Origin of the sequence: Stenotrophomonas sp. Bg11-02 (assembly GCF_002836635.1) — a bacterium.
In the GTDB taxonomy this organism is placed as follows: Bacteria; Pseudomonadota; Gammaproteobacteria; order Xanthomonadales; family Xanthomonadaceae; genus Stenotrophomonas; species Stenotrophomonas lacuserhaii.
In genome coordinates this window covers 23,021-46,090 of the sequence record NZ_PJAY01000043.1, presented here as the reverse complement: position 1 = coordinate 46,090, position 23,070 = coordinate 23,021, and the positions used below count along the sequence as shown (strand labels likewise).

General features: G+C 66.5%; 26 protein-coding genes. 11 read left to right on the top strand and 15 right to left on the bottom strand.

Annotation, left to right across the window (positions count from 1 at the left end; translation table 11 throughout):
* Both CXG43_RS02625 and CXG43_RS02620 read right to left on the bottom strand, forming a co-directional pair.
* On the bottom strand, nucleotides 1–427 hold a 427-nt coding region (locus CXG43_RS02625), incomplete at its 3' end, for an energy transducer TonB (RefSeq protein WP_101098571.1).
* A gap of 5 nt (nucleotides 428–432) precedes the next feature.
* On the bottom strand, nucleotides 433–774 hold the full coding sequence (locus tag CXG43_RS02620; protein WP_042613277.1) for a 4a-hydroxytetrahydrobiopterin dehydratase: 342 nt from the start codon (nucleotides 772–774) through the stop codon (nucleotides 433–435).
* Nucleotides 775–869: 95 nt separating this feature from the next.
* Between CXG43_RS02620 and CXG43_RS02615 the strand changes: the two genes are divergently transcribed.
* On the top strand, nucleotides 870–1,469 hold the full coding sequence (locus tag CXG43_RS02615; protein ID WP_101098566.1) for an NfuA family Fe-S biogenesis protein: 600 nt from the start codon (nucleotides 870–872) through the stop codon (nucleotides 1,467–1,469).
* Between the two features lie 10 nt (nucleotides 1,470–1,479).
* On the top strand, nucleotides 1,480–3,252 hold the full coding sequence (locus tag CXG43_RS02610) for a hypothetical protein (protein ID WP_101098565.1): 1,773 nt from the start codon (nucleotides 1,480–1,482) through the stop codon (nucleotides 3,250–3,252).
* A gap of 4 nt (nucleotides 3,253–3,256) precedes the next feature.
* Here CXG43_RS02610 and CXG43_RS02605 read toward each other — a convergent pair whose 3' ends face one another.
* Nucleotides 3,257–3,673, bottom strand: coding sequence for a barstar family protein (locus CXG43_RS02605; protein ID WP_101098564.1), 417 nt, complete (start codon nucleotides 3,671–3,673; stop codon nucleotides 3,257–3,259).
* Entirely contained in the window at nucleotides 3,670–4,122 is a 453-nt protein-coding gene (locus CXG43_RS02600) for a ribonuclease domain-containing protein (protein WP_101098563.1), read from the bottom strand. The genes CXG43_RS02605 and CXG43_RS02600 overlap by 4 nt, the downstream gene beginning before the upstream one ends.
* A 199-nt stretch (nucleotides 4,123–4,321) precedes the next feature.
* Here CXG43_RS02600 and CXG43_RS02595 point away from each other — a divergent pair, with 199 nt between their 5' ends.
* The gene (locus CXG43_RS02595) at nucleotides 4,322–4,933 is read left to right on the top strand and encodes a superoxide dismutase (RefSeq protein WP_101098562.1); all 612 of its coding nucleotides are present in this window, start codon (nucleotides 4,322–4,324) and stop codon (nucleotides 4,931–4,933) included.
* A gap of 82 nt (nucleotides 4,934–5,015) precedes the next feature.
* Here CXG43_RS02595 and CXG43_RS02590 read toward each other — a convergent pair whose 3' ends face one another.
* Entirely contained in the window at nucleotides 5,016–5,834 is an 819-nt protein-coding gene (locus CXG43_RS02590) for an endonuclease/exonuclease/phosphatase family protein (RefSeq protein ID WP_157825004.1), read from the bottom strand.
* A 154-nt stretch (nucleotides 5,835–5,988) separates the two neighbouring features.
* Between CXG43_RS02590 and CXG43_RS02585 the strand changes: the two genes are divergently transcribed.
* Nucleotides 5,989–7,551, top strand: a complete 1,563-nt coding sequence (locus CXG43_RS02585) for an oligopeptide:H+ symporter (RefSeq protein ID WP_101098560.1) — start codon at nucleotides 5,989–5,991, stop codon at nucleotides 7,549–7,551.
* Between the two features lie 7 nt (nucleotides 7,552–7,558).
* A complete protein-coding gene (locus CXG43_RS02580; protein WP_042613285.1) occupies nucleotides 7,559–8,182 on the top strand; it encodes a rhomboid family intramembrane serine protease in 624 nt (207 codons plus the stop codon).
* Between the two features lie 25 nt (nucleotides 8,183–8,207).
* Here the strand turns inward: CXG43_RS02580 and CXG43_RS02575 are convergent, their stop codons facing one another.
* Nucleotides 8,208–8,393 (bottom strand): hypothetical protein, encoded by a 186-nt coding sequence (locus CXG43_RS02575; RefSeq protein ID WP_101098559.1) that lies wholly within the window; start codon nucleotides 8,391–8,393, stop codon nucleotides 8,208–8,210.
* 199 nt (nucleotides 8,394–8,592) lie between these two features.
* Between CXG43_RS02575 and CXG43_RS02570 the strand changes: the two genes are divergently transcribed.
* The 3 genes from CXG43_RS02570 to cfa all read left to right on the top strand — a co-directional run bounded on the left by CXG43_RS02570 (nucleotide 8,593) and on the right by cfa (nucleotide 10,954).
* Nucleotides 8,593–8,892: a GNAT family N-acetyltransferase gene (locus tag CXG43_RS02570; protein ID WP_101098570.1), complete on the top strand. Its 300-nt coding sequence runs from the start codon at nucleotides 8,593–8,595 to the stop codon at nucleotides 8,890–8,892.
* Nucleotides 8,893–8,957: 65 nt separating this feature from the next.
* Nucleotides 8,958–9,821 carry a DUF3298 and DUF4163 domain-containing protein gene (locus CXG43_RS02565; protein WP_101098558.1) on the top strand — a complete coding sequence of 288 codons (864 nt, stop codon included), beginning with the start codon at nucleotides 8,958–8,960 and terminating at the stop codon, nucleotides 9,819–9,821.
* A 14-nt stretch (nucleotides 9,822–9,835) separates the two neighbouring features.
* Nucleotides 9,836–10,954, top strand: a complete 1,119-nt coding sequence (cfa, locus tag CXG43_RS02560; RefSeq protein ID WP_101098569.1) for a cyclopropane fatty acyl phospholipid synthase — start codon at nucleotides 9,836–9,838, stop codon at nucleotides 10,952–10,954.
* Nucleotides 10,955–11,021: 67 nt separating this feature from the next.
* Here cfa and CXG43_RS02555 read toward each other — a convergent pair whose 3' ends face one another.
* Entirely contained in the window at nucleotides 11,022–13,190 is a 2,169-nt protein-coding gene (locus CXG43_RS02555; RefSeq protein WP_101098557.1) for a M3 family metallopeptidase, read from the bottom strand.
* Nucleotides 13,191–13,306: 116 nt separating this feature from the next.
* Here CXG43_RS02555 and CXG43_RS02550 point away from each other — a divergent pair, with 116 nt between their 5' ends.
* Nucleotides 13,307–13,774 (top strand): glutathione peroxidase, encoded by a 468-nt coding sequence (locus CXG43_RS02550; RefSeq protein ID WP_101098556.1) that lies wholly within the window; start codon nucleotides 13,307–13,309, stop codon nucleotides 13,772–13,774.
* A 19-nt stretch (nucleotides 13,775–13,793) separates the two neighbouring features.
* On the opposite strand, the gene CXG43_RS02545 is transcribed toward CXG43_RS02550, so the two are convergent.
* The 4 genes from CXG43_RS02545 to sigJ all read right to left on the bottom strand — a co-directional run bounded on the left by CXG43_RS02545 (nucleotide 13,794) and on the right by sigJ (nucleotide 18,232).
* Nucleotides 13,794–14,573, bottom strand: a complete 780-nt coding sequence (locus CXG43_RS02545) for a ferredoxin--NADP reductase (RefSeq protein ID WP_101098555.1) — start codon at nucleotides 14,571–14,573, stop codon at nucleotides 13,794–13,796.
* 93 nt (nucleotides 14,574–14,666) lie between these two features.
* On the bottom strand, nucleotides 14,667–16,523 hold the full coding sequence (locus CXG43_RS02540) for an ABC transporter ATP-binding protein (RefSeq protein WP_101098554.1): 1,857 nt from the start codon (nucleotides 16,521–16,523) through the stop codon (nucleotides 14,667–14,669).
* A gap of 326 nt (nucleotides 16,524–16,849) precedes the next feature.
* On the bottom strand, nucleotides 16,850–17,296 hold the full coding sequence (locus tag CXG43_RS02535; protein ID WP_101098553.1) for a carboxymuconolactone decarboxylase family protein: 447 nt from the start codon (nucleotides 17,294–17,296) through the stop codon (nucleotides 16,850–16,852).
* A gap of 36 nt (nucleotides 17,297–17,332) precedes the next feature.
* Nucleotides 17,333–18,232 carry an RNA polymerase sigma factor SigJ gene (gene sigJ, locus CXG43_RS02530; RefSeq protein ID WP_101098552.1) on the bottom strand — a complete coding sequence of 300 codons (900 nt, stop codon included), beginning with the start codon at nucleotides 18,230–18,232 and terminating at the stop codon, nucleotides 17,333–17,335.
* A gap of 154 nt (nucleotides 18,233–18,386) precedes the next feature.
* On the opposite strand from sigJ, the gene CXG43_RS02525 reads away from it, so the two are divergent.
* Nucleotides 18,387–19,904: a fumarate hydratase gene (locus CXG43_RS02525; protein WP_101098551.1), complete on the top strand. Its 1,518-nt coding sequence runs from the start codon at nucleotides 18,387–18,389 to the stop codon at nucleotides 19,902–19,904.
* A gap of 47 nt (nucleotides 19,905–19,951) precedes the next feature.
* Here CXG43_RS02525 and arsC read toward each other — a convergent pair whose 3' ends face one another.
* The 3 genes from arsC to CXG43_RS02510 form a co-directional block, all read right to left on the bottom strand.
* On the bottom strand, nucleotides 19,952–20,293 hold the full coding sequence (gene arsC, locus CXG43_RS02520) for an arsenate reductase (glutaredoxin) (protein WP_101098550.1): 342 nt from the start codon (nucleotides 20,291–20,293) through the stop codon (nucleotides 19,952–19,954).
* Nucleotides 20,293–21,447, bottom strand: coding sequence for a phospholipase A (locus CXG43_RS02515; protein WP_101098549.1), 1,155 nt, complete (start codon nucleotides 21,445–21,447; stop codon nucleotides 20,293–20,295). The genes arsC and CXG43_RS02515 overlap by 1 nt, the downstream gene beginning before the upstream one ends.
* A 124-nt stretch (nucleotides 21,448–21,571) precedes the next feature.
* A complete protein-coding gene (locus tag CXG43_RS02510) occupies nucleotides 21,572–22,057 on the bottom strand; it encodes a DUF456 domain-containing protein (RefSeq protein WP_101098548.1) in 486 nt (161 codons plus the stop codon).
* Nucleotides 22,058–22,290: 233 nt separating this feature from the next.
* On the opposite strand from CXG43_RS02510, the gene CXG43_RS02505 reads away from it, so the two are divergent.
* Complete coding sequence (locus CXG43_RS02505) at nucleotides 22,291–22,494, top strand: cold-shock protein (RefSeq protein ID WP_019185917.1); 204 nt, start codon at nucleotides 22,291–22,293, stop codon at nucleotides 22,492–22,494.
* Between the two features lie 82 nt (nucleotides 22,495–22,576).
* On the opposite strand, the gene CXG43_RS02500 is transcribed toward CXG43_RS02505, so the two are convergent.
* Nucleotides 22,577–23,068 (bottom strand): glycine zipper 2TM domain-containing protein, encoded by a 492-nt coding sequence (locus tag CXG43_RS02500; protein WP_042615391.1) that lies wholly within the window; start codon nucleotides 23,066–23,068, stop codon nucleotides 22,577–22,579.
* Between the last annotated feature and the right edge of the window lie 2 nt (nucleotides 23,069–23,070).

Genomic DNA, 23,070 nt, shown 5'->3' with positions numbered 1-23,070 from the left:
GCAGCGTCAGATGTGTATACGAGCCAGCTTCCACCGCGAAGCATTCATCCGGGCGCGGCTGCGGCGGGTTGAAACTCACCGGCACCTGGATCGTGGCGGGCATCTTCTGGCCATTGCGGCTGGCGGCGTTGAACTGCCAGCCCTGCACGGCGGTGCGCGCCTGTTCGTCCAGCTGCGGGTTGCCGCTGCTGGTCAGCTGGGTCACTTCGGTGGGCTTGCCTTCCACTCCTACCACGACCTTCAGGGTGGTGGTGCCGCCCACGCCGCTGCAGGCCAGTTCGATCGGGTACTGCGGCGGCGGGGTCTTGACCGCGGCGACTTCGGTCGGCGGGGTGGCCGGCGCGGCCGGGGTCGCCGGCTCGCCGGAACCACCGCAGGCGGCCAGGCCGGTGGCGAGCAGGGGCAGGATCAACAGGCGCAGGGTCATGGCAGTCACTCCGTCAGGGCCGATGCTTTGGCAGCGCAGATGAAATCGTTCTCGCTCAGCCCGCCCACGTCGTGCGTGGAATAACGCACCACGGCGCGGTCGTAATGCACCCCCAGGTCCGGGTGGTGGTCCTCGCGGTGGGCGATGAAGGCCAGCGCATTGACGAAGGCGAGCGTGTGGTAATAGTCCTTGAAGCGGAAGGTGCGCTGCAGGGCCTGGCCGTTCTCGACCAGTTCCCAGCCGGGCACCTGCGGCAGCAGTTCCGCCAGCCTGGCCTGCCCCAGGCGGTGCTCGTTGCCCCGGCGGGGGATGCAATGGGCCTGTTCCAGCGGGACCAGATCGTTCATGGAATGCTCTACCTCTGAAATCGTTGACTGAACATTGCGCGGTCCAGTGTATAAACCGAATGATCGCGTAACAGGTACTTCGTTAGAATAGCCCGATGATCCAGATCTCCGACACCGCCCAGACCCATTTCCGCAAGTTGATCGAACGCGAAGGCGTGCCTGGCATGGGCGTGCGCGTGTCCGCGGTCGACCCCGGCACCCCCCGCGCCGATGCCCGGCTTGAGTTCGCCGAACCGGCCGACCTGCTCGGCGACGAGTGGGCGGTGGACTGCGACGGCTTCACCTTGTACGTGGCCTCCGACAGCGTGGGCTGGCTGGACGGCGCCGAGATCGACATCGTCACCGGCAACGCCGGCGGCCAGCAGCTGACCATCAAGGCGCCGCGCATAAAGGGGGAAGCACCCGGTGATGCGGCCTCGCTGGTGGAGCGCGTGCACTGGGTGGTGGAGAACGAGGTCAATCCGCAGCTTGCCTCGCACGGTGGCAAGGTCGCGGTGCAGGAAGTGTCCGCCGACGGCGTGGTACTGCTGCGCTTCGGTGGCGGCTGCCAGGGCTGCGGGATGGCCGATGTCACGTTGAAGCAGGGAATCGAGAAGACGCTGATGGGCCGGGTTCCGGGCATCACGGCGGTACGTGATGCCACCGACCACGATAGTGGGCAGGCGCCGTACATGCCGCGCGGCAACGTCGCCTGACGCCCGCTGCGTGCCGTCATCCCGGGCTGCACAGTGGATCGAGGCCCTGCTGGCGCGCCAGCAGGAGCCGCCCATTCTGGAAAAGAAGACCGGCCTGCCGTATGGGTGGGCCATCTGGCTGCGCGCGCGTCCGCCGCTGCCGCGTCCCCAGCATGCGCGTGAGCTGGTTGCGGTGCTGCTGCCGCGGCCACTACCGGCCAGCAGTGGGCGCCTGCCGGGACTGACGATGTGGCAGGCGCTGCGTCGCCTGGGATGGCAGCAATGGGATCCGGCCCCGCGCGACCAGCGCTGGATGCGCTGGACTTCGGCAGGGGTGAGCCTGCTGTTGCACCTGCTGTTTGCCTTCCTGCTGCTGTGGGTGGCACTGGTGCGCTCTTCGCAGCCGGATACCCAGGGTGGGGAGGGCGAGCGGGTGCAGGTGGACTTCATCGGGCAAGGCGCGCAGGAAGGTGGCGGCGAGCAGCCCGGCAGCGAGGCCGCAGCAGCTGCCGAGGCCGGTGCGGCTTCGGCGGACGGCCCAGCGGCACCCCCGTCCGAAGCACGGGACAGCGCGTCGGCAGCGTCCACCGCAGCGGCGCAGCCGGCCCCGGCCGCAGCCGCTGCCGCGCCTGCGATGGTGTCCGAACCCACGCCTGCCGAGCCGACGCCGCCTGCACCGACGCCTCCGCTGCCGACGCCGCCGGTACAGGCGACGGACGTGGCCGAGGCAACAACCGATTTCGTGGTGCCGCCGGTCAGCGTGCCGCGTACCGAAGTCACCGTGGTCCCGCGCCAGGCGGCACCGTCGGTTCGCGAACGCGAGGTGCAGGTCGTGCAGGCCCCGGTCGTGGTCACGCCGCGTCCGGTAACGCCCGTGCGCACCCGTGCGCCGTCTGAAACCATGGTGCAGGTGCGTGAGCGCGAGGTCCCGCTTGCGGTGCAGGCGCCGGCGCCGATGCGACTGCCGCCGTCCGAGGTGACGGTGCAGGTTGCCCCGCGTGAGCCCACCGTCGTGCGCGAACGCGAAGTAACTGCCGTGACCGCGCCTGCGATCAGCGTGCCGACGGTGCCGGGGCGCGAGCCGGCGCTGCGCACGCGACCCAGTCCCGAGCCGACCGTGCGCGAACGTGCCGTTGCCAACGCCGCTGCCAGCGCCAGCCCGCGCCCGTCAGCGACCGCGGCTGCCCAGGCCTCATCGTCTTCTTCAGCGGCTGCAGCGGCTTCGGCATCTACCGCCGCATCGCGCGCGCCGGGCCAGGCGGGTGCGCAGGCGCGTCCCACGCCGGGCAACTGGGCCACGCCGGCGCGCGGTGATGATTGGGGTGCATCCACCCGTGATCGTCCCGGCAGCAGTGCGGGCGCGCAGGCCAATCGTGATGCCGGGCAGGGCAGCGGCGTCTTCAACGCGGACGGCAGCGTGCGCGTTCCCGGCCAGGACGGCGCCAGCAACACCGATCGCGGTGCGCCTGGCGGCGACAACGATGGCTGGAGCCGCGACCGCATCGCGCAGTCCGGCACCTGGCTCAAGCGACCGCCGTATGACTACACCCCGACCTCGTTCGACAAGTATTGGGTGCCCAATGAATCGCTGCTTGCCGAGTGGGTGCGGCGCGGCGTGCAGTCGGTCGAAATCCCGCTGCCGGGTACCAGCACGAAGATTTCCTGCGTGATTTCGGTGCTGCAGTTCGGCGGTGGGTGCGGCCTCAACGATCCGAACATGCAGGACCAGCCGGCCATCGCGCGTCCGCCGCCGGACATTCCGTTCAAGAAAGAGCTGCAGGAAGACAACGGCAGCGTCCGCTGACCGCTCAGTATCCGCTGGACAGGAACGCCCACAGCGGCAGGTCCTGCTCGGCCCAGTACTGGCTGGCTTCGTCGAGGATCTCCAGCAGGGTGTCGAAGCTGGCCGCGTCCTGCGCACGCAGGACGTCGATGCGGTCCAGGAACAGTGCGTGCCCGCCTGCGGCGCCCAGCCACGACAGGTCGCGCAGGTTGTCATACAGCGCGTCCCAGTTGCCGCCGGACCCGGCGGGGAAATCCAGCTGCGCGGCAAGTCGTGCAAGGAGCGTGCGTTTGTCTGCGACGCCTTCCAGATCGACCCGGCGCACCAGCAGGCCGGCATCGCGCATGGCGGCGGCGAGCGCGGCCTCGTCGCCCTCTCCTATCGCATACACGCCAGCGTTGTTGAGGTCATGCAGGCCCAGGCCGAAGGCATCGTGGGTCATGGCACGGCCCCCTGCGCGGGTACATTGAAGCTGCGGAAGCTTTCGTAATGATCGCTGGTGTAATACCAGGCATCCGGTGGCTTGCCGCCGGTGATGATGCGGCGTGCGCCGCGGTTGCCGGCGCCCGGCGTTTCCACGGTGTACTCGCGGTAATAACCGCGCTCGCGTTGCGGCAGCCGCTGCTCACGGTTGCCGAATACGCTGCCGTCCTGGCGATGCGGGAACGGGCCGCCGCGCTGGATCAGCGCGATCGTCTGGCGCGCTTCGGCGGGCAGGAAGCCCGGCAGCGCGGCATGGGCCGCCGGCGCGGCCGAGGTGGCCGCCGGCGCCGGCGTGCCGGACAGGCTGGGCGCGAACTGCGGCTTGGCCGGGCGCTGCAGGAAATGGTTGCCCACCAGCCCGAGCAGCAGCAGGGCGATGGCGGTAATCAGCAGGCGGGGATTGCGCATGGCGATGGCAGGCGTGGAAACAGTGGCCACTGTAACGCCGCCGGACTGCATCGCGCATGAGGGCCACGCTGTCGCACCACGGTCACCTGCAGGACGAAGTTTCCTTTACATCCCTCTTGGTAATCTTCACACCTGTCCCCATCATTTACCGTGCACCACCTGGCGTCAGCCAGGTCCCCAAGCTACGAGGAGATGCACCATGGCCTACACCCTGCCCAAGCTGTCCTACGCCTATGACGCCCTGGAACCGCATATCGATGCGGCCACCATGGAGATCCACCACACCAAGCATCACCAGACCTACATCAACAACGTCAACGCAGCGCTGGAAGGCACCGAGTACGCCGACCTGCCGGTTGAAGAGCTGGTCAAGAAGCTGAAGTCGCTGCCGGAGAACCTGCAGGGCCCGGTGCGCAACAACGGGGGCGGCCATGCCAACCATTCGTTGTTCTGGACCGTGATGGCGCCCAGCGCCGGCGGCAATCCGGTCGGTGAGGTGGCCAAGAAGATCGACAGCGATCTCGGTGGCTTCGACAAGTTCAAGGACGCCTTCACCAAGGCGGCGCTGACGCGCTTCGGCAGCGGCTGGGCGTGGCTGAGCGTTACCCCGGACAAGAAGGTCGTGGTGGAAAGCACCGGCAACCAGGACAGCCCGCTGATGGAAGGCAACACGCCGATCCTCGGCCTGGATGTCTGGGAGCACGCGTATTACCTGAAGTACCAGAACCGTCGGCCGGAATACATCGGCGCGTTCTTCAACGTGATCGACTGGAATGAAGTCGAGCGTCGTTACCAGGAAGCAGTTGCCTGATCGCAACAGCGTTCCGGTAGAACCAGCAGGGCCGCGCATTCCAGCGCGGCCCTTTTTCGTTGCGCCGGTGCGCAGCGTCGCGTCAGCCGGCCGGAGCCTGCAGTCGCAGCACGGCCATCACGCCAAGTGGCAGCAGCGGCATTTCACCCTCGGCCGGCAGTTCGATGCGCTGCTGGCGCTTTCCGCTGAAGGATTTGACCTGGAACAGCACGTCCAGTCCGTGGCTGTCGACGCTGCCGTTCGCCGCGCCGGGCTTTTCCGCCCGTGCCGAGGGGTTGCGCCGCGCCGGTTGGAAGCCGGGCATGCCGCGCACCACCTCGCTGCTGCTGGCGGAAAAATCACCGGCGACCAGGCTCGGGTGGCCGTCGGAGGTCGCGGCGATCCAGGCCATCAGGTCGTTGGTCTGGTGCTGGCGGTTGACCGCGGTATCCGGCTCTGGCCGCAACCGTGCCACATAGATGTTGACCTGCCCCTCGCCGACGGCGACGCGCATCATGCCCGCAGCGCTGAAGCGTCCCGGGGGATGCAGCAGGGTGACGCCGTCTTCCTCCACGCGCAGCCGGCTGAGCATCGCGCTGCCGTGTCGCTGGGCCTGGCTGGGCGGATCGGAGGTGATGAAATCGCAGCTGTAGCGCAGCCGGCTGGCAAGCCAGCAGGCCGGGTTGCGACGACCCTCCTGCAGTACCGACTGCACCGTGATCACGTCCGGTCGAAGGGTGGCCAGCAGCTGGGCGATCGCTTCGCGACGATGCTCCCAGCCCGGATCCTCCTGTGCGGGCAGCTGCAGGCTGGCCACGCTGAGTTCGGCAAGCGGGCTTGCCGCCGCCGGCTGGGCACGGACCACCAGGGGAGCCAACAACAGGCCAACGCACAGCAACAGGGGGAAAGGAGGGGTGCGCATAACGATAAGTTTACGCTTGCGCCGTGCAGGCGTCGTGACCCCGCAGCGTCTCTGCCATGCTTTTAAAGCGCTGTCATGCAGCCCTGCAGCGTGCGCTGGGTGCCTTGATTCCGGTAACCTTGGCGCTTTAGTGTCCGCAGGAAAGCCTTACAGGATGAGCCATAACGCAGTCGCCCCCGCCGGCAAGGGATCCATGCCGCGCCAGATCCCGTACATCATCGGCAACGAGGCCTGCGAGCGCTTCAGCTTCTACGGCATGCGCAACATCCTGGTGCAGTTCCTGATCACCTCGCTGCTGCTGCAGGAGATCACCGCCGAAGGCCGTGCCGGTGAAGCCAAGGACATCATGCACAGCTTCATGATCGGCGTGTATTTCTTCCCGCTGCTCGGTGGCTGGCTGGCCGACAGATTCTTCGGCAAGTACCACACCATCCTGTGGTTCAGCCTGATCTACTGTGTCGGCCACCTGTGCCTGGCGCTGTTCGAAGGCAGTCGCGGCGGCTTCTTCTTCGGCCTGGGGTTGATCGCGCTGGGCGCCGGTGGCATCAAGCCGCTGGTTGCTTCGTTCATGGGCGACCAGTTCGACCAGGGCAACAAGCACCTGGCGAAACTGGTCTTCGATGCCTTCTACTGGATCATCAACTTCGGCTCGCTGTTCGCCTCGCTGCTGATTCCGCTGGTGCTGAAGAACTGGGGTCCGCAGTGGGCCTTCGGCATCCCCGGCATCCTCATGTTCATCGCGACCTTCGTGTTCTGGCTGGGGCGCAAGCGCTACGTGCTGACTCCGCTGCCACCGAAGGACCCGCATTCGTTCGCCAACGTGGTGCGCACGGCACTGACCGCGCGCGTCGAAGGCCGTGGCCGTCCTGGCCTGGGGCTGGCCATTGCAGGCGTGGTGTTGGCGATTGCTTCGTTCGGGCTGGTCGGCACGCTGGGAATCGTGATCTGCCTGTGCCTGGCGCTGGTCTCGGTGCTGGCAGGCATCGGTGGCGGCACCTGGATGCAGCTGGACCGGGCCCGTGCGGTGCATCCGGCCGAGGCCGTCGAAGGCGTGCGCTCGGTGCTGCGCGTGCTGGTGATCTTCGCGCTGACCACGCCGTTCTTCTCGCTGTTCGACCAGAAGGCCTCCACCTGGGTGCTGCAGGGCCAGCAGATGCAGATGCCCAGCTGGTTCACCGCCTCGCAGATGCAGGCCTTGAATCCGCTGCTGGTGATGATCCTGATTCCGTTCAACAACCTGGTGCTGTACCCGGCGCTGCGCCGTTTCGGCTTCGAACCCACCGCGCTGCGCCGGATGACCGCCGGCATCGCCTTCAGCGGCCTGGCGTGGATCGTGGTCGGCGGCATCCAGGTGGTGATGGACGGCGGCAACGCGATGTCGATCTTCTGGCAGATGCTGCCGTACGCGCTGCTGACCTTCGGTGAAGTGCTGGTGTCGGCGACCGGGCTTGAATTCGCCTACAGCCAGGCGCCGCAGGCTATGAAGGGGGTGGTGATGAGCTTCTGGAACCTGACCACCACCATCGGCAACCTGTGGGTGCTGCTGTCCAACGCCGCGGTGCGCAACGATACGGTGACCCACCAGATCGCCAGTACCGGGCTGAGCGAAGCGGCGTTCCTGATGTTCTTCTTCGCTGGCTTCGCGTTCGTCGCCGCACTGGCCTTTGGCTGGTATGCGCGCCGTTACCGCATGGTCGACAACTACCGCGCCGCCTGAGCCTGACATGACGCCCGTAAACCTCCTGCTGATCGCCATCACCGCCATCGTTTCCTACCTGGCGTTCAACAACCGCAAGCTGGCCGACCGGCTGATCCTGTGGCCACCGGCGGTGGATCGCCACCGCCAGTACGACCGGCTGGTGACCTACGGCTTCATCCACGCCGACTGGCCGCACCTGATCTTCAACATGATCACGCTGTTCTTCTTCGGCGGCCAGATCGAAACGGTGATGGTGCAGCTGTCCGGCAGCTACCTGACCTATCCGGCGTTCTATCTGGGGGCGCTGGTGGTGTCCATCCTGCCCAGCTACATCAAGAACCAGAAGAATCCCAACTACCTCAGCCTGGGCGCGTCAGGGGCGGTGTCGGCGGTGCTGTTCGCCTTCATCCTGCTCAGCCCGTGGACGATCATCCTGGTGTTCTTCATCCCGGCGCCGGCCATCCTGTACGCGGTGTTCTACGTGGGCTACAGCATCTGGATGGACAAGAAGGGCGGGGACCGCATCAACCACAGCGCGCACCTGGCCGGTGCGGCATTCGGCGTGCTGTTCCTGCTGGCGATGAACCCGGGCATCTTCAACCACTTCCTGCGCGAGCTGTCCAACCCGCGCTTCGGCCTGGGCGGCTGAGGCGCGCGCGGCGACCGGCGGGCGGCTAGCGCGTCCGCGGGGTCCCGCTGTCCACGCCATAGGTATCCAGCAGGCGGGTGAAGACTTCTTCGCCGATCTGCTGGAACTGCGTCTGCTCGGTGTGACCCTCCACGGCAAGCTGCAGCAGGCCTTCCAGCAGCGCGTCATCGGTGGCGGCCGCATCGGCGGACGGAGCAGGGGGGTGTCGCATGGGAACCTCCTGGGAAAGGGGCGGGCGGACCCGGCAGGGCCTTCCAGTGCGCCCCGTCGACAGGGGTATCGGCCGCGGCCGGCCACGCTTTAGCGGTCGATGTGTCCGGGGCAGATAGCGCTTGCCCCTGTTCAGGCTTCACACGATCATGGCGGCAGGCTGCGCACCATCAGCGGTGCTGCCCCAGGAGATCGGTCCCATGGCTTCGGTCACGCCCCCCGGATTGGCTTACGAGGTCACCCATGAGGTGGCTGCGCACCGCTTCACCGCACGGGTGCAAGGTCATCTGGCGTTGCTGGATTACCAGCTCAAGCGGCGCCGCATGGTGATCACCCACACCGAGGTACCCGATGCCATCGGCGGGCGCGGCATCGCCGGGGAACTGACCCGCGTGGCGCTGCGCTGGGCGCGCGACAACAAATACAAAGTGGTTCCCGCGTGCGCTTACGCGGAGGCGTTCTTTGAACGTCACGAAGAATTCAATGACCTGCTGGCCTGATCGGCCGACGGGGTTCGTTCCAGAAAGGAAACCGATACATGTCGCTGCCAGTCCAGGGGAAATCGATGAAGTCGTTGCGCCATAAACTGCCTGCCGCCGGGGTGCTGGGCGTGGCCATCGCGGCCATGCTGCTGGCCGGGTGTGGGCGCGAGGATGGCAACAGCGCTGGGCCCCAGCCTGCCGCCGCCGATACCGCCGGGCAGCTGCCGGCGCCGGTGGCCGAAGCACCCGCCGATGCACCGGTAGCGCTTGCCGATGTGATCGAGACCAGCCCGCAGGCGGTGGTCGGCATCAGTTATGCAGCCGGGCTGGACCAGTATCCGGGGCTGGCCAAGGCGCTGCAGGACTACGCTGCCGCTGCGCGTGGCGAGCTGCAGCAGGCCCTCGATGGGCTGGGCAACGACAAGCCGACGATGCCGTACGAGTTGTCGCTGGCGTTTGAAAAGCAGCTGGAAACCCCGGAGCTGGTGGCGGTGCGCGCCGAGGGCAGCCGCTACACCGGCGGTGCCCACGGCGAGCCGCTGGTCGCCCGCTTCGTCTGGCTGCCCGGCCCGCAGCAGATGCTGACCGCCGACCACCTGGTGCCGGACGCCAAGGGGTGGAAGGCGATCAGTGACTTCGTGGCCGACCAGCTGCGCGAGCGCGTAGCGACGCGCCTGAGCAGCGAGGACATGGAGCCGGGCGAGCTGCAGGAATCGCTGCGCAGCGCCTCGCGGATGATCAACGAAGGCACCGGCGCCCGGCCGGACAACTTCCGCCAGTTCGAACCGATGACCGATGCCGCCGGCAAGGTGACCGGACTGCGGTTCGTGTTCCCCCCCTACCAGGTCGGTCCCTACTCCGAAGGCACCCAGACCGCCGAGGTACCGGCGTCCGTGCTGGTGCCGCATGTGGCGCCGGAGTACGCCGGACTGTTCGCCCACGGCTGAGCAGGGAGGTGACGGTGGACGCCGCGCTGCAGGTTCGGCTCACCGCGCTGATGCAGGAAGCCGGCGTCACCCTCGGCGGCGCGCGGCCCCAGGATATCCACGTCCATGACCCGCGCTTCCACGCGCGGGTGCTGGCGGGCGGGTCGCTGGCGCTCGGCGAGAGTTACATGGATGGATGGTGGGATGCCAACCAGCTCGATTGCTTCCTGCTGCACCTGCTGCAGGCCCACCTGGACGAGCGCGTGCACAGTTGGCGTGAGTTGGCCGATGCGGTCCGCGCACGCCTGGTCAACGTGCAGGCCGGGCAGCGCAGTTTCGAAGTCGGGCGCCGCCACTATGATCTCGGCAACGACCTGTACGCGGCCATGCTGGGACAGCGCCTGGTGTACAGCTGCGGGTACTGGCGGCAGGCCCAGGACCTGGATGCCGCACAGGAAGCCAAACTGGACCTTGTCTGCCGCAAGCTGGCGCTGCGTCCCGGCCAGCGCGTGCTCGACATCGGCTGCGGCTGGGGGGAAGCGTTGAAGTTCGCCTGCGAACGCTACGGCGTCAGTGGCGTGGGTGTGACCATCTCCGAAGAACAGGCCGCGTATGCGCGCGGGCGCTGCGCAGGATTGCCGGTGGAGATCCGGCTGCAGGATTACCGCGCGCTGGATGAGCGCTTCGATGCGGTGTTCTCCATCGGCATGTTCGAACACGTGGGCGAACGCAACTATCGCGCGTTCTTCGACGTGGCCCGGCGTTGCCTGGCGCCGGACGGCTTGCTGCTGCTGCATACCATCGGGCGAAATTTCAGCGGCCACCGCACCGATCCATGGATCGCCCGTTACATTTTCCCCAACTCGATGCTGCCTTCGGCGGCGCAGATCACGCGCGCGTTCGAGGGCCGCTTCGTGCTTGAAGACTGGCATGGCTTCGGCACCGACTACGACCTGACGCTGCAGGCATGGCGGCGCAACGTGGAAGCGGCCTGGCCGCGGCTGGATCGGCAGCGTTACGACGAGCGCTTCAAGCGCATGTGGCGCTTCTACCTGGCCGGTTCGATGGCCGCGTTCCGCTGCCGGCATGCCCAGTTGTGGCAACTGGTGCTGTCGCCGGAAGGCGTGCCGGGCGGGTACGTGGCGCCGCGTTGAGGCCGCCTGCAAAAAAAAACGCCCGGTTACCCGGGCGTTTTCCATTCAACGTTGCTGCAGGCGCTGTTTACTTGCCGGCACCGGTCAGGCCACGCTTCTCCAGCAGCGGCTCGATCTGCGGCTCATGGCCGGCGAAGTCGCGGAACAGCTGCATCGCATCCACGCTGCCGCCGCGCGACAGCAGGGTCTTGCGGAAGTGGTCGCCGTTCTTGCGGCTCAGGCCGCCGTTCTCGTTGAACCACTTCTGGGTGTTGGCGTCGAGCACTTCGGACCAGATGTAGGCGTAGTAGCCGGCTGAGTAGCCGCCCATGATGTGGCTGAAGTACGGGGTCTTGTAACGCGGCGGCACCGGCGCGTAGAAGATGCCGTCCTTGGCCAGTGCGGCGGCTTCGAACTTCATCACCTCGGCGGCGGCCGGGACCTGGTCCGCGCTGATCTGGTGCCAGCGCTGGTCCAGCATCGCCGCACCCAGGTATTCGGTGGTGGCGAAGCCCTGGTTGAACTTGGCCGCGGCGACCACCTTGTCCAGCAGCGCCTGCGGCATCGCCGAACCATTCTGGTAGTGCTTGGCGTAGTTCTTCAGGATGACCGGATTGTCAGCCCACATCTCGTTGACCTGCGAGGGGAACTCGACGAAGTCGCGCGGCACCGAGGTGCCGGAGAAATACGGGTACTTCACGTTGGAGAACATGCCGTGCAGCGCATGGCCGAACTCGTGGAAGGTGGTGGTCACTTCATCCCAGGTCAGCAGGGTCGGCTTTCCGGCCGGCGGCTTGGGGATGTTGAGGTGGTTGGCCACCACCGGCTTGAAGCCGGACAGTCCGGACTGCGAAACGTAGGAGTTCATCCATGCACCGCCACGCTTGGACGCGCGTGCATAGGGGTCGAAGATGAAGATCGCCAGCTGGCTGCCGTCGGCATCGAACACGTCGTACACGGTGACGTCTTCGTGGTAGACCGGCAGGTCGGTGCGCTGCTTGAAGGTCAGGCCGAATTCGAGTTCAGCGGCATGGAACACGCCGTCTTCCAGCACCGTCTTCATTTCGAAGTACGGCTTGAGCTGGGATTCGTCGAAGTTGTACTTGGCCTGGCGCACCTTCTCGCTGTAGAACGCCCAGTCCCAGGCTTCCAGCTTGAAGGTCGGCTTGCCGGCAGCCTTCTGTTCCTGGTCGATCATCGCCTGCAGGTCGGCCGCTTCGCGCTTGGCGTTGGCCACCGCGGCCGGGGCCAGCTGGCCCAGCATCGCGTTGACCGCTTCGGGGGTCTTGGCGGTCTGGTTGGTCAGGTTGTAGGCGGCGAAGTTGGGGAAGCCCATCAGCTTGGCCTTGTCGGCGCGCAGCTGCATGATGCGCGCCACCAGCGCGGTGTTGTCGAACTCACCGCCGCGGCTGCCGCGGGTGGTGGACGCTTCGTAGATCTTCTGGCGCAGCGCACGGTTGGCCAGGTTGGTCAGCGGCGGCTGGCCGGTGGTGTTGAGCAGGGTGATCACGTACTTGCCGTCCAGGCCGCGCGCCTTGGCCGCTTCGGCGGCGGCGGAGATCTGCTCCTGCGACAGGCCGTCAAGTTCCTTGACGTCGTCCACGGTGATCGCCGAGGCGTTCACTTCGGACTGCACGTTCTGGCTGAATTTGGTCCCCAGGTTGGCCAGCTCGGCGTTCATTTCCTTGAGCTTGGTCTTGTCCGCCTCGGACAGCTTGGCGCCGGCGCGCACGTAGTTCTCGTAGTACTTCTCGACCAGGCGAACGCCTTCGGCGTCCAGGCCCAGCTTGGCGCGGTCGTCATACAGCGCCTGGATGCGGGCGAACAGCTTGCCGTTCAGCGCGATCGCATCACCGTGGGCGGCAAAGCGCGCCGAATAGTCGGCCTGCAGCTTCTTGCGGGTGTCATTGGTATCGGCACCGACCAGGGCAAAGAACACGGTGGTGGCGCGGTCCAGCGTCTCACCGCTCTTCTCCAGCGCGATCAGGGTGTTTTCGAAGGTCGGCTTGGCCTTGTTGTTGGCGATGGCCTCCACTTCCTTCAGCTGCTGGGCCATGCCGGCGTCGAAGGCCGGCGCGAAGTCGCTGTCGGTGATCTTGTCGAACTGCGGATAGTGCAGCGGCAGCGGGCTGTCGGCGAAGAACGGGTTGGCCTGCTGCGCGGCGGTGCTGGCAGCCGGGGTGGCGGCGCCGGCGGAATAGGCGGGCAGGGCAAGGCCGAGGGTCATGGCCACGGCAAGGGCAAGGCGGGTGGTCAAGGCAAGGTACTCCACGAAGACAAGTCCCCGAGGGTAACCCGGCCCCGGACGAGTGGGCTTGTGTCGAAAGGCATGGACGTTCAGGCTGCTGGCTTGTTCCCTGCAGCGGCCGGCCGATGACCAGTGCCTTTGATTTCGACATGACCACGCTGGAAGGCGAGCGCGTTCCGCTGTCGTGCCATCGCGGAAAGCGGCTGCTGCTGGTCAACGTGGCCAGCCGCTGCGGCTTCACCCCGCAGTACACCGGCCTGGAACAGCTGTGGCAGGACTACCGTGAACACGGTCTTGTGGTGATCGGCTTTCCGTGCAACCAGTTCGGTGCGCAGGAGCCCGGCGATGCCGCCCAGATCCGTGCGTTCTGTTCGCTGGATTATCCGGTGAGCTTCCCGTTGTCGGCCAGGATCGAGGTCAACGGCCCGGCCGCCGACCCGTTGTGGCAGTGGTTGTCCACACAGAAACGCGGCCTGCTGGGCAGCGCGCGCATCAAGTGGAATTTCACCAAATTCCTGATCGACCGCGATGGCCAGGTGCAGTCCCGCTTCGCGCCCACCACCACCCCCGCACAGCTCCGCCGCCACCTCTGAACAGGGCACGGGGCCCCGCTTATTTCTCGACGAAGGCGCGTTCGAAGACGTAATGGCCAGGGCTGCCGATGCGCGGGGAGACCTGGAAGCCCTTGGCGTCCAGCACCGTGCGCAGATCGGCCAGCATCTGCGGGCTGCCACAGATCATCGCGCGGTCATTGGCCGGGTCTAGTTCCGGCAGGCCCAGGGTGCGCTGCATCTCGCCGCTTTCCAGCAGCGAGGTCAGCCGGCCCTGGTTGGCGAACGGCTCGCGGGTGACCGCCGGGTAATACAGCAGCTTGTCGCCGATTATCTCGCCCAGGAACTCGTGCTCGCGCAGTCCGCGTTCGAAGTAATCGCGGTAGGCCAGATCCTTTTCGTAACGCACGCCGTGGGTGAGGATCACCTTGTCGAAGCGCTCGTAGGTTTCCGGATCCTTGATCACCGACAGCCACGGCGCCATGCCGGTGCCGGTGCCCAGCAGGTACAGGTTCCTGCCCGGGTGCAGGTCGCTGATCAGCAGCGTGCCGGTCGGCTTCTTGCCGACCAGTACCTTGTCGCCCGGCTTGATGTGCTGCAGGCGCGAAGTCAGCGGGCCGTCCTGCACCTTGATGCTGAAGAACTCCAGGTTCTCTTCCCAGTTCGCGCTGGCGATGGAATACGCGCGCAGCAGTGGCCGCGCCTCGGTCTCCAGGCCGATCATCACGAACTGGCCGTTCTCGAAGCGGAACCCGCTGTCACGGGTCAGGGTGAAACTGAAGTAGGCATCGGTCCAGTGGCGGACCTCAAGCACCGTCTCGGCGCCGAAAGCAGCAGACATGGGGGTAGCGTATCCAGGAAATCGTCCCGCACATTCTACCCCGAATGAGACAGGTTCTCATTGGCCGTGATGAGAGGCGTTCATGACCACGGTTCAGCGATAACCGGCAGCCTGCAGCTCGAACAGCTCGGCATAGCGGCCACCTTCGGCCATCAGCTGGGCATGGCTGCCACTGGCCTCGATCCGGCCATCGGCCAGCACCAGGATGCGGTCGGCCATGCGCACGGAGGAGAACCGATGCGAGATCAGTACCGCGGTGCGTTGTTCGGACAGCTCGCGGAAGCGCTGGAACACCTCGTACTCGGCGCGTGCATCGAGCGCGGCGGTCGGCTCGTCCAGGATCATCACCTGGGCCTGGCGCATGTACGCACGGGCGATGGCGATCTTCTGCCATTGGCCACCAGACAGATCCACGCCCTGCTTGAAGCGGCGGCCGATCACCTGCTGGTAGCCGCCGGGCAACGCCTCGATGACCTCTTCGGCCATGCCGCGGCGGGCCGCGTCGCGGATGCGCTGCGTGTCGTCCAGCGCATCGACCTGGCCGACACCGATGTTCTCGCCGGCGGTGAGGTTGTAGCGCACGAAGTCCTGGAAGATCACCCCCATGTTGGCGCGCAGGTCGTCCAGGTCGTAATCGCGCAGGTCACGGCCATCAAGCAGGATCCGGCCCTCGTCCGGGTCGTACAATCGCGCCAGCAGCTTGACCAGGGTGGTCTTGCCGGCGCCGTTTTCGCCGACCAGCGCCAGCACTTCGCCGGCAAGCAGCTGGAAGTCGAGATGGCGCACGGCCCAGCTCTCTGCATCCGGATAGCGGAAGCCCACGTTGTCGAACACGAAGCCCTCGCGGATCGGTCGCGGTACCGGCACCGCATCGGGGCGGGTGTGGATTTCCGGGGTGATCTGGAAGAACGAGAACAGGTCATCCAGGTACAGCGCCTGGCTGGCCACCTGCGAAAAACCGATCAGCAGGCCTTCCAGCAGTTGCCGCAGGCGCAGGAAACTGCCGGCCAGGAAGGTCAGGTCACCAATGCTGAAATCACCGCGCACGGTGCGCCAGGCGATGTACGCATAGGCGGTGTAGTACCCCAGCGTACCCAATGCGGCCAGCAGCGTGCCCCAGAACGCGCGCTTGCGCGCCAGCGCGCGGTTGGCGTGGAAGAATCGATCGGCCAGCAGCTTGTAGCGGTCGATCAGGAACCGGTGGAGGTTGAATATCTTGACCTCCTTGGCGGTTTCCACGCTGGCCCCGACCTGGCGCAGGTAATCCAGCTGCCTGCGTTCGGGGGTCCACTGGAAGTTGAGGCTGTAGCCAGCCGCATTGAAATGCGATTCGCCGATGAACGCCGGCACCAGCGCCAGTGCCAGCAGCACGATCAGCCACGGCGCGTAGACCAGCAGGCCCACCGCGAGGCTGGCCACGGTAATCGCATCCTGGACCTGGCCGAACAGCTGGCTCATCAGGTTCATCCGGCCCATGGTCTGGCGTCGCGCGCGGTCCAGCTTGTCCTGCAGTTCGGGGTCCTCGAAGTCTTCCAGGTCCAGCGAGGCGGCATGCTCCATCAGGCGCACGCTGGTCACGTTGGTGAACAGTTCCGACAGCAGTGAGTCGGCGTAACTGACGATGCGCCCCAGCAGGTCCGATGCGATGGCCAGGCCGAACTCCAGCGCCAGCAGGGACAGCAGCGGGGTGAGCAGTCCGCTGGCCAGCGCCTCGCCGAACGGCGGGAAACCGGCCTCATGCTCGCTGAGCAGCACGGCCGAATCGATGATCAGCTTGCCGACGTACAACATCGCCACCGGCAGCAGGGCGCGGATGATGCGCAGCCCCAGGCTGGCGCTGGCCAGCCATGGGTTGGTCTGCCAGACCTGGCGCAGGAAGGGGGGAAGGTTGCGCATCGCAGAGAAGCGCTGGCGCAGGCTGGGGCGGGCGGACGGGGGAGTGTCAGGCATGCGCCTAGTGTGCGCCGCCGCGGCGTGAGAAGGCAGTGGTGCCGGGGCAACGGCAGGACGGCCAGCGGCCGTCACTACCGAGGGGCAGGGTAGCGCCGAGCCATGCTCGGCGAGCGTAGCGGCAGGCGAAGCGTGACGACCAACGGTCGTCACCCACCAAAGGCAGGAGCAGACGGCCAGCGGCCGTCACTACCGAGGTGCAGGGTAGCGCCGAGCCACGCTCGGCGAGCGCAGCGGCAGGCAGAAGCGTGACGACCAATGGTCGTCACCCACCCACAGCAGAAGCAGACGGCCAGCGGCCGGAATTACCTGTCCCTGCCGCAGGCTCAGGGCAGCGGCGGCAGCAGTCCGGCGCCCAGCCGGTTCCACGCATTGATCACGGCCACCGCCATGCTCAGGTCACTGATGCCCTTGTCATCGAAGTGCGGCCGCAGCGCATCGAAGGCGGCATCGGACGGCGCACCGTCCGGCAGCCGCGTCAACGCTTCTGCCCAGCCCAGCGCGGCCCGCTCGCGGGCATCGAAGAAACGGCTCTCGCGCCAGGCCGCCACGGTATCCAGCTTGCGCGGCTCGATGCCGCCCTTTCGCAGTGCGGTCGAATGCATGTCCAGGCAGTAGGCGCAGCCGTTGATCTGCGAAACGCGCAGATAGACCAGCTCCTGCAGTTCGTGATCCAGCGAGCTGGCATGAACGGTCGTGCTCACTGCCAACAGCCCCTTGAAGGCATCAGCGGCGAGTCGGGTGTAGGCAACGCGGGGGGCAACGGTATTCATCGTCAGGCTCCAGTGGCGGCCCGGATGGGCGGCCTTTCACCACAAGGACGCCCCAGCGATCGGGCCTGTGACAGCCGCCCCGAGCTTTTCCGGATTGAGCACGCTGTACACCGCAACGATGCGCCGGTGTTCCACCACGATCGTGGTCACCGACTGCAGTCGCGGGCCATCGAAACGCAGGATCGCCGGCTCTCCGTTGACCGTGCCGAGGCGTGCGGCCAACGAGCCGCCGCGACGGGCGATCGCCCAGTAAAGGCGGCCGATCCGCTCGGCGCCGAGCAGCGGACGGATGCCGGCCGTGACCACCCCGCCGCCATCGGAAACGTGGCGGGCGTTGGCGTGCAGCAGGGCCTGGATCGCCTCGCTGTCGCCGCGCTGGGAGGCGTCCATGAAGCGGGCGAGCAGCTGCCGGTGCTGTCCTGCGTCGGCTGCGAAGCGCGGACGGCCCTCGCGCAGGCGTTTGCGCGCCCGATGCACCATCTGCCGGCAGTTGGCCTCGCTGTGGCCCAACAGTGCGGCTACCTGCGTGTAGTCATGGTCGAAGACCTCCTTCAGCAGGAAGGCGGCGCGCTCGTCCGGTGCCAGCTGTTCCAGCAGCGCAAGGAAGGCCAGCGACACATCTTCGGCCAAGGCATGTACCTGCGCCGGGTCGGGCGCTGCAGGCAGCTCCAGGGCGATTTCCAGGGGCTCGGGCAGCCAGGGGCCGATGTAGTCGGTACGCTGGCGCTTGAGCGCACGCAGGCGATCCAGTCCCAGCCGGGTGGTGGCAGTCACCAGCCACGCCAGTGGGTCGGCGATCTCGGCATGCGCAGCGCCGGCCCAGCGCAGCCAGGCCTCCTGCACGATGTCTTCGGCATCCGCGCGGCTGCCCAGCAGCCGATAGGCCAGTGCCAGCAGGCGAGGGCGATGTGAATGGAAAGCCGATTCTGCGTTCATGTGCCCAGGACGCCCCACTGCGGGCCGCTGTGACAGGTGCCGCCAGTGGAACACGGTTTCGTCTGCAGCGTCAGCGGCCCGGCGCTACAGCGGCGGGCGCGCGGGGTAAAATGGGCGGATTACCCCCCGCCAGCCCCGAGCAAGCGAGCAAGCCGTGACATCGATCAAGCAGGAAGACCTCATCCAGTCCATCGCCGACGCGCTGCAGTACATCTCGTACTACCACCCGGTGGACTACATCAAGAGCCTGGCCGCGGCCTACGAGCGCGAGGAATCCCCGGCGGCCAAGGAAGCGATGGCGCAGATCCTGATCAATTCGCGGATGTGCGCCGAAGGCCACCGGCCGATCTGCCAGGACACCGGCATCGTCACCGTGTTCCTTGAAATCGGCATGAACGTGCGCTGGGACGACGCCACGATGGGCGTGGAGGACATGGCCAACGAAGGCGTGCGCCGCGCCTACAACCATCCGGACAACAAGCTGCGCGCCTCGGTGCTGGCCGATCCGGCCGGCAAGCGCGTGAACACCAGGGACAACACCCCCGGCGTGGTCAACGTCAAGGTGGTGCCGGGTGACCACGTGGAGGTGATCGTTGCGGCCAAGGGCGGCGGTTCGGAAGCCAAGAGCAAGTTCGCCATGCTCAATCCTTCCGATTCGATCGTCGACTGGGTACTCAAGACGGTGCCGACGATGGGCGCCGGCTGGTGCCCGCCGGGCATGCTCGGCATCGGTATTGGCGGCACCGCCGAAAAGGCGATGCTGCTGGCCAAGGAATCGCTGATGGAGCCGATCGACATCAACGAACTGAAGGCCCGCGGCGCGTCCAACCGCGCCGAAGAGCTGCGCCTGGAACTGTTCGACAAGGTCAACGCACTGGGCATCGGCGCACAGGGCCTGGGCGGCCTGACCACGGTGCTGGACATCAAGGTCAAGGACTTCCCCACCCATGCCGCCAACCTGCCGGTGGCGATGATCCCGAACTGCGCGGCGACCCGCCATGCGCACTTCACCCTGGACGGCAGCGGCCCGGTGATGCTGGATCCGCCGTCGCTGGAAGACTGGCCGAAGATCACCTATGACGCGTCCAAGGGTACCCGCGTGGACCTGGACACGATCACCCCGGCCGATGTCGCCAGCTGGAAGCCGGGCCAGACCCTGCTGCTCAACGGCAAGCTGCTGACCGGCCGCGATGCCGCGCACAAGCGCATCGTGGAAATGCTGGACAAGGGCGAGCCGCTGCCGGTCGACCTGAAGGGACGCTTCATCTACTACGTCGGCCCGGTCGATCCGGTGCGCGATGAAGTGGTGGGCCCGGCCGGCCCGACCACCGCCACGCGCATGGACAAGTTCACCCGCCAGGTGCTTGAACAGACCGGCCTGCTGGGCATGGTCGGCAAGGCCGAGCGCGGCCCGGCGGCGATCGAGGCGATCCGTGACAACAAGTCGGCCTACCTGATGGCGGTCGGCGGTTCGGCCTACCTGGTGTCCAAGGCGATCAAGGCGGCCAAGGTGGTCGGCTTCGCTGACCTGGGCATGGAAGCTATCTACGAGTTCACCGTGCAGGACATGCCGGTGACGGTGGCGGTCGATTCGACCGGCGAGTCGGTGCACCAGACCGGCCCGCGCGAATGGCAGGCACGGATCGGCAAGATTCCGGTCGTGGTGGCCTGAAGCGGCCCGCGCGGTGGGTGACGATCGTGGATCGTCACCGCCGCGTGTTACAGGATGTCCAGCACCCGTTCGGGTGGGCGGCACAGGCGCGTGCCCTTTTCGGTGATCACGATCGGCCGGTTGATCAGCCGCGGGTTCGCGGCCATGGCCGCGACCAGCTGCGCCTCGTCGGCGCCGGCCAGGCCCAGTTCGGCGAACGCCGGCTCGTTGCTGCGGACCAGCTCCGACGCGCGCAGGCCGGCATCGGCAAGCACCTTGCGCAAGGTCGCCACGTCCGGCGGATTGGCCAGGTAGTCCACGATCACCGGGTCCAGCCCGGCATCACGGATCAACTTCAGCGCGTTGCGCGACTTGCTGCAGGCCGTGTTGTGCCACAGCGTCACGGACATCAGAACCACTCCAGCAACGACACGCCCACGCCGATGTAGGTGGCCTTGTGGTTGTAGTCGATCATGCTTTCGCCGTAGCCATCGAACACCTGGACGTGGCCGCGCAGCAGGTTGCTGATCGGGAAGCCATAGTCCAGCTGAAGCGCGCCGTGCGAGCGGTCGCCGCTGCGCAGCGAATGCCGCCCCATCAACGCGATTTCATGGCCGTTGCGGTTCCATACCAGGGTGGCATCGCCGCGGCCCATGTAGTCTTCGATGTCCGGGTTGTTGTCATCGCTGCGCGACTCCGGCAGGCGATACCAGGGACGCAGCGTCAGCGCCCAGTTCTCGCGGTCCAGGCCGACACTGACGATGACCCGGTTCCAGCTGCGCGAGAACGGATCGGCACGGCCATTGGACTGGTGGTTGATGCCGATGGCGCTCATGCGGCCACGCCAGCCGCCGATGGAGTAGCCATTGCGGAACACCGCCATGACTTCCGGTTCGTAGTTGGTTTCGCGGAACGGGCGGGAATTGTCCGCGTTGTAGGCCTGCCAGCGCGAGCTCTGCGTGTAGCCAGCCCAGATGTCCCCGTTGTCGCCGAACAGGTTCTCCACGATCTTGGTCTTGAAGCTCAGCTGGAACTTCAATTCGTTGCTGTCCAGCAGCTGCGGGGTGGTGACCGTGTTGGCCGGGTTCGGCGATTGCGGGGTGAGGTTCTTGTTCCTGGTCCAGAAGGCGGGCAGCAGGTACACCGGCTTGTAGGCGCGCAGCTGGAACGGCCCCAGCTTGGAGTCCTCGGCCAGTTCCCAGCGGCCGTCCAGCAGCGAACCACGGCCGGCGTTGGCCAGCGCCGCATCGTGCGGGGCCGGACGGAACAGGTCGCCCACGCGCGAGCGCAGCTTCTCCTCGCCTTCGCTGACGCGGACTTCGCGCCGTTCTTCCTTGCGCGCCATCGCAGCGGCTTCGGCAGCGGCGTCGGCCTGCGCGGTGGTGGCCTGGGTGGGACCGAACAACTGGTCATAGCAGGCAAGCCGCGCCGCGTCGGTGGTGATGGCGGCACACGCACTGGGTGAAGTCGCAGGCGAAGCAGTGAATTCCTGCGCGGCCAGCGGGGCACTGGACAGGGCCAGCACCAACGGGGCCAGGCGGGGAAGCGGGGAGATGAGGGTCATTGCTGCGGGCCCTTGAACGAGGCTGAATAGGAGTAAGTGGAGCAGTGTGGCGTGCGCTGGCGTGACCGGCCAGTGCGCGGTTATGACAGTCGCGTGCGTGAGGCAGCGTGAAAGTGGAGTGAGTTCAGAGCAGCCAGGCGAACGCGAACAGCCCCAGCATCGCCACCAGCAGGGCGACCTTCAAGGCCATGCCCAGCAGGATGCCGAGCCAGGTCGCCAGGCCCACCCTGGTGGAGCGGCCGAGTTCGCGGCTGTGCCAGTACTCGCCGGCCAGCGCGCCCAGCAACGGGCCGAGGAACAGCCCGACCGGCATGAAGAACAGCCCGGCGATGCTGCCGATGAAGGTGCCCCAAAGAGCCTTGCGGCTGGCCCCCACGCGTTGCGCGCCCACCACTGTCGCCAGGATGTCCACCACGAAGGACAGAACGGTCAACACAGCCAGTACGGTAAGCACGGGCCAGCCGACGTGGACGAAGCCGTCAGCCCATGCCGCCAGCAGCAGGCCGAGGAACACCAGCGGAATGCCCGGCAGCGCCGGAAGCACGATCCCGGCGATGCCCAGCGCGATGCACAGCGCGGCGATCAGGTACAAGATGAATGAGAGGTCCATGCTATGCCGTATGGAGTACGAAAAGGGGTTGACACATCGATCAATCTACCGGTTGCATTTCGATTTATGTCGGGTTAACGTGACCGCGCTGAGCTTGGCAAGGTCACCGTGGATCGTGGCCTGATGATGGTAGATCCCAGCGATCCGCTACATCGTTGTACCTCGCTTCCTCCTTGCTCGTCAGCCGCCTGTCAGGGCGTAACCAATTACAAGACAGTAAGGGAGTAGCAAAGATGGCTGAGAAGGGCACCGTCAAGTGGTTCAATGATGCGAAAGGCTTTGGTTTCATCAGCCGTGAGAGTGGCGAGGATGTGTTCGTGCATTTCCGCGCCATCGAATCGCAGGGCTTCAAGTCGCTGAAGGAAGGCCAGGCCGTCGAGTTCGAGGTGGTCACCGGCCAGAAGGGTCTGCAGGCCGACAAGGTCAAGCCGCTCTGATTGAACGCGCCGCGTCTGCTTCAACAGAAGGGCCCGCGTGAGCGGGCCCTTCTGGTTTGCATCGCGGTAGGCGCCGGGACAATCAGCGCAGTACCACCCGACCGTTCACCACACGCACATAGGTGTTCTCGCGGATGCCACCCAGATCGCGCTGGTTCACCACGATGGTGCGGCCATCGTCCATGCGCACCGAGATGTCGTAGGTATCGCTGGTGACGTTCTTCTGGATCTGGTTGCCGGCCAGTGCGCCGCCCACCGCGCCTGCCGCGGCCGCGATGTTCTTGTTGCCCCGGCTGCCGCCGGTGTGGTCGGAGATTTCATGGCCGGCCACCGCGCCGACGATGCCGCCCAGCACTGCGCCGGTTGCCGAAGGCGCCGCGCGGCCGGAGGCCACGGTATTGATGCGGGTCACGATGCCGCAGTCCGCGCAACGGTTGGTGTTGTAGTTGCCACCGTTGTTGCTGTAACCGCTGTTGTTGTTGCCGTAACCGCCGCCGCCGTAACCGGGGGAGGTGGCACAACCGGCCAGGGCGAGGGTGGCGATTGCGCTTGCGGCAATGAGCTGGATCTTCATGG

Excerpts from the sequence above, each read along its gene's own strand:
- CXG43_RS02620 (WP_042613277.1), bottom strand. The coding sequence starts at position 774 with ATGAACGATCTGGTCCCGCTGGAACAGGCCCATTGCATCCCCCGCCGG.
- CXG43_RS02615 (WP_101098566.1), top strand. The coding sequence starts at position 870 with ATGATCCAGATCTCCGACACCGCCCAGACCCATTTCCGCAAGTTGATC.
- CXG43_RS02605 (WP_101098564.1), bottom strand. The coding sequence starts at position 3,673 with ATGACCCACGATGCCTTCGGCCTGGGCCTGCATGACCTCAACAACGCT.
- CXG43_RS02600 (WP_101098563.1), bottom strand. The coding sequence starts at position 4,122 with ATGCGCAATCCCCGCCTGCTGATTACCGCCATCGCCCTGCTGCTGCTC.
- CXG43_RS02595 (WP_101098562.1), top strand. The coding sequence starts at position 4,322 with ATGGCCTACACCCTGCCCAAGCTGTCCTACGCCTATGACGCCCTGGAA.
- CXG43_RS02590 (WP_157825004.1), bottom strand. The coding sequence starts at position 5,834 with ATGCGCACCCCTCCTTTCCCCCTGTTGCTGTGCGTTGGCCTGTTGTTG.
- CXG43_RS02585 (WP_101098560.1), top strand. The coding sequence starts at position 5,989 with ATGAGCCATAACGCAGTCGCCCCCGCCGGCAAGGGATCCATGCCGCGC.
- CXG43_RS02580 (WP_042613285.1), top strand. The coding sequence starts at position 7,559 with ATGACGCCCGTAAACCTCCTGCTGATCGCCATCACCGCCATCGTTTCC.
- CXG43_RS02575 (WP_101098559.1), bottom strand. The coding sequence starts at position 8,393 with ATGCGACACCCCCCTGCTCCGTCCGCCGATGCGGCCGCCACCGATGAC.
- CXG43_RS02570 (WP_101098570.1), top strand. The coding sequence starts at position 8,593 with ATGGCTTCGGTCACGCCCCCCGGATTGGCTTACGAGGTCACCCATGAG.
- CXG43_RS02565 (WP_101098558.1), top strand. The coding sequence starts at position 8,958 with ATGAAGTCGTTGCGCCATAAACTGCCTGCCGCCGGGGTGCTGGGCGTG.
- CXG43_RS02550 (WP_101098556.1), top strand. The coding sequence starts at position 13,307 with ATGACCAGTGCCTTTGATTTCGACATGACCACGCTGGAAGGCGAGCGC.
- CXG43_RS02545 (WP_101098555.1), bottom strand. The coding sequence starts at position 14,573 with ATGTCTGCTGCTTTCGGCGCCGAGACGGTGCTTGAGGTCCGCCACTGG.
- CXG43_RS02540 (WP_101098554.1), bottom strand. The coding sequence starts at position 16,523 with ATGCCTGACACTCCCCCGTCCGCCCGCCCCAGCCTGCGCCAGCGCTTC.
- CXG43_RS02535 (WP_101098553.1), bottom strand. The coding sequence starts at position 17,296 with ATGAATACCGTTGCCCCCCGCGTTGCCTACACCCGACTCGCCGCTGAT.
- sigJ (WP_101098552.1), bottom strand. The coding sequence starts at position 18,232 with ATGAACGCAGAATCGGCTTTCCATTCACATCGCCCTCGCCTGCTGGCA.
- arsC (WP_101098550.1), bottom strand. The coding sequence starts at position 20,293 with ATGTCCGTGACGCTGTGGCACAACACGGCCTGCAGCAAGTCGCGCAAC.
- CXG43_RS02515 (WP_101098549.1), bottom strand. The coding sequence starts at position 21,447 with ATGACCCTCATCTCCCCGCTTCCCCGCCTGGCCCCGTTGGTGCTGGCC.
- CXG43_RS02510 (WP_101098548.1), bottom strand. The coding sequence starts at position 22,057 with ATGGACCTCTCATTCATCTTGTACCTGATCGCCGCGCTGTGCATCGCG.
- CXG43_RS02505 (WP_019185917.1), top strand. The coding sequence starts at position 22,291 with ATGGCTGAGAAGGGCACCGTCAAGTGGTTCAATGATGCGAAAGGCTTT.
- CXG43_RS02500 (WP_042615391.1), bottom strand. The coding sequence starts at position 23,068 with ATGAAGATCCAGCTCATTGCCGCAAGCGCAATCGCCACCCTCGCCCTG.